This is a genomic window from Aquitalea aquatilis (genome assembly GCF_005155025.1).
GTDB classification, from domain to species: Bacteria; Pseudomonadota; Gammaproteobacteria; order Burkholderiales; family Chromobacteriaceae; genus Aquitalea; species Aquitalea aquatilis.
The window spans coordinates 2,824,233-2,833,172 of record NZ_CP039731.1; the positions used below are offsets into that span (position 1 = coordinate 2,824,233).

At 53.9% G+C, this 8,940-nt stretch carries 13 protein-coding genes; 4 read left to right on the plus strand and 9 right to left on the minus strand.

Annotated elements, in window-relative coordinates; translation table 11 throughout:
* Positions 1–4: 4 nt before the first annotated feature.
* The 9 genes from FAZ30_RS13275 to FAZ30_RS13310 all read right to left on the minus strand — a co-directional run bounded on the left by FAZ30_RS13275 (position 5) and on the right by FAZ30_RS13310 (position 5,649).
* Complete coding sequence (locus FAZ30_RS13275) at positions 5–655, minus strand: AAA family ATPase (protein WP_168190843.1); 651 nt, start codon at positions 653–655, stop codon at positions 5–7.
* A gap of 625 nt (positions 656–1,280) precedes the next feature.
* Positions 1,281–1,553: a hypothetical protein gene (locus FAZ30_RS13280; protein ID WP_137009582.1), complete on the minus strand. Its 273-nt coding sequence runs from the start codon at positions 1,551–1,553 to the stop codon at positions 1,281–1,283.
* Positions 1,550–1,792, minus strand: coding sequence for a helix-turn-helix domain-containing protein (locus FAZ30_RS13285; RefSeq protein ID WP_137009583.1), 243 nt, complete (start codon positions 1,790–1,792; stop codon positions 1,550–1,552). Before FAZ30_RS13285 ends, FAZ30_RS13280 begins: the two co-directional genes overlap by 4 nt.
* On the minus strand, positions 1,785–2,087 hold the full coding sequence (locus tag FAZ30_RS13290) for a hypothetical protein (protein WP_137009584.1): 303 nt from the start codon (positions 2,085–2,087) through the stop codon (positions 1,785–1,787). Before FAZ30_RS13290 ends, FAZ30_RS13285 begins: the two co-directional genes overlap by 8 nt.
* 114 nt (positions 2,088–2,201) lie before the next feature.
* Positions 2,202–2,555 (minus strand): hypothetical protein, encoded by a 354-nt coding sequence (locus tag FAZ30_RS13295; RefSeq protein ID WP_137009585.1) that lies wholly within the window; start codon positions 2,553–2,555, stop codon positions 2,202–2,204.
* Positions 2,556–2,650: 95 nt separating this feature from the next.
* Positions 2,651–2,839, minus strand: coding sequence for a hypothetical protein (locus FAZ30_RS13300; RefSeq protein WP_137009586.1), 189 nt, complete (start codon positions 2,837–2,839; stop codon positions 2,651–2,653).
* Positions 2,836–2,985, minus strand: coding sequence for a hypothetical protein (locus FAZ30_RS20420; protein WP_168190844.1), 150 nt, complete (start codon positions 2,983–2,985; stop codon positions 2,836–2,838). The genes FAZ30_RS13300 and FAZ30_RS20420 overlap by 4 nt, the downstream gene beginning before the upstream one ends.
* Before the next feature lie 775 nt (positions 2,986–3,760).
* Positions 3,761–4,912, minus strand: a complete 1,152-nt coding sequence (locus FAZ30_RS13305; protein WP_137009587.1) for a type I restriction endonuclease — start codon at positions 4,910–4,912, stop codon at positions 3,761–3,763.
* 20 nt (positions 4,913–4,932) lie between these two features.
* Positions 4,933–5,649, minus strand: coding sequence for a S24 family peptidase (locus tag FAZ30_RS13310; RefSeq protein ID WP_137009588.1), 717 nt, complete (start codon positions 5,647–5,649; stop codon positions 4,933–4,935).
* A 260-nt stretch (positions 5,650–5,909) separates the two neighbouring features.
* On the opposite strand from FAZ30_RS13310, the gene FAZ30_RS13315 reads away from it, so the two are divergent.
* The 4 genes from FAZ30_RS13315 (at position 5,910) to FAZ30_RS13330 (ending at position 8,706) form a co-directional block, all read left to right on the plus strand.
* Positions 5,910–6,695, plus strand: a complete 786-nt coding sequence (locus FAZ30_RS13315; protein ID WP_137009589.1) for a hypothetical protein — start codon at positions 5,910–5,912, stop codon at positions 6,693–6,695.
* Between the two features lie 180 nt (positions 6,696–6,875).
* On the plus strand, positions 6,876–7,133 hold the full coding sequence (locus FAZ30_RS13320) for a hypothetical protein (RefSeq protein ID WP_137009590.1): 258 nt from the start codon (positions 6,876–6,878) through the stop codon (positions 7,131–7,133).
* The gene (locus FAZ30_RS13325; RefSeq protein ID WP_137009591.1) at positions 7,133–8,089 is read left to right on the plus strand and encodes a hypothetical protein; all 957 of its coding nucleotides are present in this window, start codon (positions 7,133–7,135) and stop codon (positions 8,087–8,089) included. Before FAZ30_RS13320 ends, FAZ30_RS13325 begins: the two co-directional genes overlap by 1 nt.
* Before the next feature lie 119 nt (positions 8,090–8,208).
* Entirely contained in the window at positions 8,209–8,706 is a 498-nt protein-coding gene (locus tag FAZ30_RS13330) for a hypothetical protein (RefSeq protein ID WP_137009592.1), read from the plus strand.
* Positions 8,707–8,940 lie beyond the last annotated feature (234 nt).

The following is an 8,940-nucleotide window of genomic DNA, read 5'->3' on the forward strand; positions in this document are numbered from 1 at the left end:
GATTTCATTGCATTGCAAGGATTTCATCAGCAAGCAGTTGGATCTCGGCGCGGGCTGCGCTGGCCTTGGCTGCTCGGGTGTCGGCCACGGCAAGGCCATCTGCAAACAGATGGCGATACAGTGGCCGGTCGCGGATCTGACTGCGCAGTACCGGGATAAGCCCGAAGTCGGCCAGGGCGGCGCGGGCATCGGCTGTTTCCCGGTTCTGTGGGCTGGTGGGTGTTCTGGTGAGCAGGATGGCGGAGAGCAATCCGGGGTTAATGCTGCGCTTGGCATCTGCGATGATGCTGGTCAGAGATTCCAGCGCCTCAAGGTCGGGCTGGCTGGGCTGCATCGGGATAATCATGATGTCGGCTGCTGCCATGGCCTCACGCATCTGTGGGCTATCCCAGCCGCCTGCATCGATGATTACGACAGTATTGCTTGCCCATTGAGTGGCGGATTTGAGCACATTGGCCGCTTCGCAGACCGCAATCAGGTGGGTGGCGCAAGGGCGTAGTGCAAGCCTCCGCAGTGCCCATTTGTATGCTGTTTCTTGCGGATCGGCATCATGCAGCACGGTTAAGTGTTTGCGCCTTTCAAGTTCTGCTGCCAGGTTGACCGCTGTCGTCGTCTTGCAGCAGCCGCCTTTGGTGTTCGCTATTGCAATGATCATGTGGGCAGCCTTGAGAGAAGTAATGGCATGCAGAGTGCTTCGCCGTTTCCTGAGAATGTGAAGCGCACCGGAGGTTGTTGGAGCGGTGCGAGATTGTTTGGGCATGGCATGGTACTGACTGCTATGCCTGGCAGGGTAGCGAGGAGTAACAGATATCGCCGGGCTATGAACTGGCCATTCGGCATCTGCACCGGCTGATGTTCCTTGTTCCCGCTACCGTCGCAGTGCCAGCAGCTGGCAACTTTTCCATCAGCCTTATTTTCCACCTTCCCTGACCCATTGCATTTGGGGCAGTCCTCTTCATCTGGCGATAATGTCCCCTCGCCATCACATGCAGTGCATTCATACTGAACGCCCGTTCCTTTACAGTCTGGGCAATCCTCTGCGGCAGGAATCTCTGGCAGTGGGATGTACTCGTACCCATTGCAGCCGGCCGCAAACTTTTGGAAAACTTCAGGGACTGGAGATTCGCCCAGCAAGACTGCAGTTGCGCCTTCAATGACGCGGGGAATGCGGATAGCCAGTTTTCCATTGCTGCAGTAGGTATTCGTCCCGTCGTGGTGAACGAATTGCAACGGATGGCGAATGTCGAGGGGGTTGCAAAACTTGAGTAGATCATTACGGGTCATAGTTGTAGATCCAGTGCTTGTTGCTCCAGCGCCCCGAGTGCTGCAAGGTCAGAGGCTGATGCGACTATGGTTTTGTGAGTGGCGGCATCGGTCAGGATCATCGATACCGCATCTTTTTCGCACGTCCCGCCATTGCGGCGGCGTGTGACGGTCTGGCCTGCCAGGTGTTTCCAGTCGCCATCGCTGTTGACTGAAAACAGGGTATCGAAGGGAATAAGCCGGGCATCATCCTGGGCGAGCGCCAGTTGCTCGGCTGTGCCGTGGTTCATGCTGTTTTCCGGATGTGATCGGCGCTGATGGTACGGAAATCGATGTTTTCAACGTGAGTCAGGCGCAGCGCGTGTGTAATCGCCTCGGGCGCGTATCCTGACGCTTCGTAGCGGCTACCAGCAGCCTGGCTGACGCCAACTGCTGCCCAGAATTGTGCCTGGCTCATGCCCAGCAGCTGGCGCAGCAGTCCATAGTCACCAGCGCTGAATAGTTCGCGGCGGCGCTGCAGGTTATTCATTCAGTGTCCCCAGCTTTTCGTAAACGGCGGCACGGCAGCTGCGCTTGGTGACGCGGCAGATCAAGCCGGCATGCTGTGAATCAGAAATGATGCCCTTCGCGCCTTCGCGAGTGAGACCGGTAGCGCTGGCCAGATCGTCAGCGGTGAAGCGCTGGCCGACCGTCTCCAGCCGTTTTTTCAGCAAGGCGGTGGGGCGCATCCGTTTGCCGGTGGGGGTGGTATCGACAACGGGCGGCTCCATCCGGCATAGCAGCAGCTGGGTGACGATGCCGGCGAGTGGTGTTTGCAGTTGCATAGCGAGAGTCCTTACATGCGGCTGATGGCTTCAATGATGGAATCCATCAAGACAAAGGCGGCGGCGCTGGTGAGCCCGATCAGAATGGCGCGGCTGAAAATGTGGGTGAGGACTTCAAGCAGCAAGATCGCTCTCCATTGCATCGCTGGTGATAAACACGCCAACACCGCTGGTTGTGGTGATGAGGCAGTTGTTGATGGGGAGTGTTGGGTGAGTCCATATTTGCTGCCGGTCAATATCTAGTAGGTACTTGTTCGCGATCAGCTGCAGCATTTCTGGTGTCTTGCCTGCTTTTGCCTTGATGCGGATGTTCAGATCATTAAGTTGAATCTGTGTTTCAACCTCGCCATCAAGCTCAGTGGCAATCATGTTGATGTTCTTGGCCAGCTCAGGCGTGACCTTCTTGATGTTGCTGACAAGTTGCTTGTGGATATCGGCCAGCATCTGGCCGTAGTCGGTTTTAGGCATAGCTTTCTCCGGTGGTTTTGTTGGCCGGTCTCTATCCAAAACGGATAATGGCAGGCCAAAAAAACGCCCTCGGGTGAGGGCTTCGGGAGGCGGCATCACTGCCAGTATTCGCGGTTAAGCTGGGCCAGTTCGCGCCGGTCGTCGGAGTCATGCTTGCGGCGGCGGGTGGCCTGCTCCTGCCGGATGACTGAGGCGGGCAGGGCTGCCGGGACTTTTGCGTAGAGATCGCTAGTACGTGCTTCGCGTATCGTTTTGCCGATGTGGGCAAGGGTGGGCCGGGTCATGCATATCTCCGGATGATGTGTTGTGCCTGGCCGGCGCTGTTCCAGCCGATGAAGCGCAGCCGCTGGCCGCGTTGTTTCAGTTCGGCGGCAAGGGCTTCGCCAATGTCGCCAATGATCAGATCCTCAAAAATCCAGTTGATGCGCATTGTGTTCTCCTGGTGAGTTAAACCAATACGTAGGGCGGCTGCCGGATTTCTACCGGATGCGCTCTACTAAAGACCGCTAGAGCCTTGCGGGTCAGGTCTGACTTTCAGCGCCAGTCGCCCTACGTGTTGGTGCTGGCCCGGCTGGGCCAGCTGTACTGCCATTGCATGTATGAAGGCCGGTTTATGCGTTCAGGGGTTGCCATGCCCTTTAGTACCTGGTGCCGATGGCTCGATGCCCAGTAACTCGCCTATCACATCCCGCTATTCGCTGAGCTTGCTGCGGTGGCCTGGTGTGGTGGTAGTCGCTATTTCATGGGTTTCCCTCCGTGCTGTTTTCCTGCTGAATTCATCCTGCAGCGCCCCGTTTCCGAGTCGCTGCGAGATGCTGACCATACGACCCTGATCAGTTGGGCTCTCCGTGCGGGCGCTGCGGTATTGCGTGCAGGGCTGCGTCGTCATCTGCTGGGCTGCGGCTGTGGCAGCCTTTGGCATGGGCGCATGCAAGGCGTTGTTGTCCTGGCTAAGCGAGCCAGTGGCGCATTCCTGAGTTGTTAGAGAGCGGTGCTCGATTGGTATTGAGCTAATGAGCGAACAATAGCGATGCGCTAGCATTAAGTCAATAGCGAAAAGCTAGTTGTTGCATTGATGTAACGATAGCGTGGATGGTGGGGTACTAGCGCGAGGGGCGGCTTGAGGAATGAGGGGGCGATGTCTGGGGGGTCTGTAGGCGAAAAAAAACCTGCCAGGGGCAGGTTTGGTGTCAATCATGCTGATGCTATTTGCGTCTAAAGTTCTCGTTGTTGGATGCATAGCTCAGTGCGTCAAAGAGTAGACCTGGTAGTCTAAGCAGGTTCTCAGGTCTGTCGATGATTACCTGCTCGCCAGATCCAATCTCTAGGCCGGCTCGTGTTATCTCTGCTTTGGATTGGTCAGAAAGCTGGAAGGGGAATTGTATGGTCGGGCGTTGCTTGCCATCATAGTAGCGAAGTAGCCATCTATTTGTTTTGCCTTGGAATAGTATGCTGAAGTAGCTTTCAGTATCTTTTGCTTGGATATCCGCCTCATCACCAAGCACTAATTTCGCATTATCAAAAATCATGCGCTCAGCCGGTGTTGTTATTATTCTCGGATTGGCTGGATCAACAACTAGGTCGTCAGTCGAACTGTCATTTCCTTGGCTATTGTTCTCACCTTGTTCGGTTACTTCTCGTATTGGTGCTGATAACCCTGATACGACCATTGCGCTTACTGATTGCTCAACCGCTTGTCTAACTAATGGAGTAATGCTTTCAACAAATCGCTGATTCAATTGGCGTTCAACATTGGCTCTATTGGCAACGTACTTTACAAAGTCTTGGTCAACGTCACGCAGGCTATCAATAATGGCCTTTGTAAATGATGTGAGATAAATACTTTCTTCTGCTAGTACTCGAAGAGATTCCGGCTGGAACTGATCATGTCTAAATCTATTTAGCTGCTGGATGTCATTTTCTGTTATGTCGAGCAAGTCAATGGTCAGGAATGGGGACTTGTCCATGACATTTTTATTAGTGAGGTCGGTAAAGAAGCGCCACTCACGACCATTTGTTATGGCTGAAACTGCAACCTCTGGTGATGCGTTAAAATATCGTGATAACTGCGGGCAATGATTGTCTAGCTTTTCCCCATATGGTTTTGCCTCAACATACATAACCGGAAGCCCGTTGCAGAATAGTGCGTAATCAACACGCTCTCCTGCCTTTGCTCCGGGGAAGTCTGCTTGGTACTCTGCTTTTATTTTACTTGGATCAAATGCGCTAAAGCCGAGAATGTCTAGCAATGGGAGTATTAACGCTTGCTTCGTAGTTTCTTCAGTACTACACAAGGCCCCATTCTTTTTTACATGATCAATATGTGAAAGTACTCTGTCTTTAAAAGCGCTACTCATTATATTTCTCCATATTTAGACTACCCGCCCCGCCAGACCATTTTGCCTAGGCATGTAAATTTTTCTGCTTCTGAATTTGGTACTGCAATAGGGTCATATTTATCATTGAGGCTTACTAATTTCACGCCATCAGCGTAAAAGGCAATTTTCTTTATGTAAAGTCTTGTGTTAAATACGACCGCAAAAATATCACCTTCAGTTAATTCGGTATCGCTAGTGTCAATTAATACGGTATCCCAGTTGCAAAGAAATGGTTCCATGCTATCGCCGCGAATATACATCGCTTTGCAATATTCTTTTGCATAGCCTTTTCTTTCAAACCAGTTCTTTCTAAATACAAGTGGGTCAACTCTCTCGGGAATCCACTCCACAGCTTGCCCGCTTCCTGCAGAGAGCTTTACGTTGAATCGCTCGACTTGGACGTAGCACTGCTGGTCAAGCTCGTCTATGGAGTCGTAGGTTCGAATAGATGCATGGGCGGGGACTATCTGGCTTTGGTTCGATTCGGAGTCATGAGCAGCATCCATCCATCCTCTAGGCTTGCTACACCCGACCTCTAGTTTCCTCGCTAGTGCATCCCCTACGCCTCGGGGGCGACCGCTAGGTAGTGGGACCCCGTTTGAGATTTGGGATAGGTAGGCTTCTGCTGTCCCGCTGGCGCGTGCGACGTTCGCGATGCTGCCCATTTCGACGAACAGGGCTCGCAAGTTCTTCAGACGTATCTGTTTGATATCCATTTGAGACTTATAGCAAAGAGCTAGTCACATGAGAATGTGCGTATTGCTATTGAAATAGCGATAGCGATAAGCTAGCATTCGGCTTGAATTTACAAGGATTGCTATGAGACTTAGCGAGTTGAGTTCGGCTGAGCGCAATGCGCTAGCTGTGAAGGTTGGGAAGTGCTCCCAGTATTTGTGGCAATGCTCTGTCGGGTTGCGTCGTCCCAGCTGGCGGCTTTCCCGGCAACTGGTTGCTGCGGATAGTCGGCTGACATTGCATGAGCTTCGCCCTGATGTGTGGGATGCCCCTGATAGCAGTACACCGCCAAACAGGTAGCGCATGGCTGGTTGTATTTCCAGCCATGCGCTGCCCCGGTTCCCCCGCCTGCACCTTGTCCGTGCTGGCTTTTGCCGGCTTGTCCCGGCGCTTTTTATTCACTGCTGATGCCTGTCGAGCATCTGCTTTCACTATAGCGAGTCGTCATATGAATAGCATGCGGAATCGCCCGCACAAGACCCTGATTGGCGTACTGCGAGATGCCGTGCATGCGTGGCGGCAGCGTGAAAGATGGTCGATGGAGTCCGTCACGGATGAAATCGTCCGGCAGTACTACAGCCGTGGGCTTGATGTGGTTTGGCTGATTGATTTCCATCGTCATGTTGAAGGCGGTGATGCCGTGCGTGTCATTAAAACCAACTGTGATCGCATCACGCGTTGGCTAGATGACCAGACCAAAGATACCAACCTGATGTCGGCCAATTTCGTGCCGATGCTGCTGCAGGTGTTGCCTGCCGACCTGCGCCTGCAGGTGATGGTTGAGGCATTTACGCCGCTGGGAATCGATGTGTCTCTACGTGTGGCGGATGAGGTGACGGATAGCCATGCGGCGCTGATGTCGGCGCTGGCTAAAGAGAGCGGCGAGGGCATGGCTGCTTTCGCGCTGCTGGCTGACCGCTGCACTCACGATGAGCTAAACCGCGCCCTTGTTGAGATCGAAGAGGGCGCGGCGGCACATCAGGATGCTGCTGCATTCATCCGGCAGCGCCTGGGCCGTGGTGGCTGATGATGCCGGCGCTGCCTCCTGGTGAGTCCTTCCGCTTCCGACTTGTGGTCGGTAAGGCATATAGCGCTAAACGCGCTGCGCGTGCTGAAAAGCGTGAGCGCGGCCAGCAGTGCCTGAAAGCATTGCTTGATCTGCTTGAGGCGCGTGTCCGTCAGTCAGAGGAGCGACGAAGGGAGCGCGATGATTGAGTGGATGCAAGTGTCTGGCGATGCCGCTGCCGATGCCAGGTATCTGGCTTCGCTACGCGGTATGAAGAATGGTGTCGCTCTGCGTCAGCGAGAATTACGCCGGCTGGCTGAGCTTTATGGCCAGGGTTATCGGATGAATGTTGAACGTGTGCTTGTGGATGGCGGCATGGCTGGTGATGTGCCTGCTGGGCCGGCAATCAGTCGTCAGGATGCTATGCATGCGGCGCGTGAAATTTTAGGAAAGCGGTAATGGAAGGTATTTACCTGACCGGCAGTGAGCTAGAGGCGTTGGAGGGGTTGCCTGACCAAGACTTTCGCATGTACGTGCTGATGCGCCGATGGATGAACCTGGCCACTGGCGTGGTTGGCGGTGCTGCAGGCGCGATCATCAGCTATCGCCGGTTCCGTGAGTGGATGGAGGTGCATCGAGAGCGTGGCTCTACAGCTGCACCCACGGTGCGTTCTGACGATGTCCTGAGGGCGTCTATTGCGCGCCTGTCGCGCCGTGGATTGATCAAGCGCGTGGTGCGTACCGGGCTTGCGCGGTTTGTTTTCTGCTATCGACTGCTGCTGGCAAAAGTCCGTTCAACTGAGGAACCCCGCGTAAATCGTGACAATGTGCGGCCTGTTGGATATCACCCGCAAAGCCGCGCCGATAAAGGAAATTCAGGCGTTAAGCATGCTGGGAAATATGCTGCTGGATATGGGCGGGAACCCCAGCCATCAGGGAACCTCATTGATAAAAGAGGGCGCGTAGTCGCTGCTGTTGTGGATAGCTCTGATCCGTGGATTGCGGCGGCAGGCAAACTGCTGAAAAAACAGCTTTCTGACAATGAAATGGGGGATTGTGGCCTGTTGCATGCTGCTGGCCGGCTAGCGGACATCATGAAAAATCGGCAAGTCTCTGAGCAGGAGTTGTCGCTGTGCGTTGCGATGGCGCGGCGCATTCGTGGCGTGCGTTCAGTTGTTTCCTATGCTGTCGCCGTGGTTGGTCAGGGAACGATAGAAAAGCGTCTGCAGGGGACTAAATCGCATGGCTGGCCGCCAGCCGCTGAGGTTGTGGCACAGTCACGTCCAGCGCCAGCGCCTCAGCCTGAGGCTGCCGTTCCGGTTCAAACAAAGCGCGGGGTTAGTTCTGGTGTTCGTTGGCTGAAGGCGTGGCTGAAAAAGCAGGGGCATGAGGAGGTTGTAGAAGGCAATATCTAGTAGTTCCTCATGTGCGTGTATCGTGCATGATGTGGTTTGCGTGGTAGAGTTCGAGCATATAAAAGCCCGGCATTGACTGGGCTAGGGGATTCTTCAGGACAGTATCCGGAGGATTCAAGATGTCGTTTGAAATTGTAAAAAAGGATGATTTTCCTGAGTATCTTTATGCTCGGCTCAAAAACTGGGGTCGTTGGAGTTTGTACTCTGGGCAAGATGGCCGTGCTGGCGGGCTAGAAGGGAAATTCAGATCAAACAGATGCGAGGAATGCTATGAGGATGAGGTTCCTTGTGAGCGTTGTAGATACTTGCCTGAGCAGGCTGGCACCGTAGATGTTGCTGATGCTGAGCTTGTTGAGGCGGCTTGGGTTAAATTGAGTGGCCGGCTTAGTCAGGAAAAATTACAGCTGCGGGATTATTTTTGCTTTCAGGTATCCCAAAGTCGGCTAGTAAAGAAGTCAGGCCGGGATGGTCGTTTTTTTTGGTATGACCTTTTGCGTGCGGCAAAAGAGATTGAGCAGCATGCGGCAATGATCGCTTGCAAAGAAAATGCAAACCGCCTATCATCCGTCTCACATGGTCGTGAACCCGCCGTATGGCGTGAGAAACTGGTGGCGTAAGCCACCTTTGTTGCGCCTGAAAGCCCTGAGAAACCCTCAGGGCTTTTTGCGTTTCTGGGTGCGGGTAGTGCTTTGTCTCGTTGTTTCCTCTTGGTTTGAATGCCCTGGCTTCGGTCGGGGCATTTCTTTTTCTGGAATCGTCATGCCGAAAGCTGCACCAACTCCCTGCCGCCATCGCGGTTGCCGTGTCCTGGTGCGTGATGGAAAGGGATTCTGTAAAGAGCATCTGCGAGA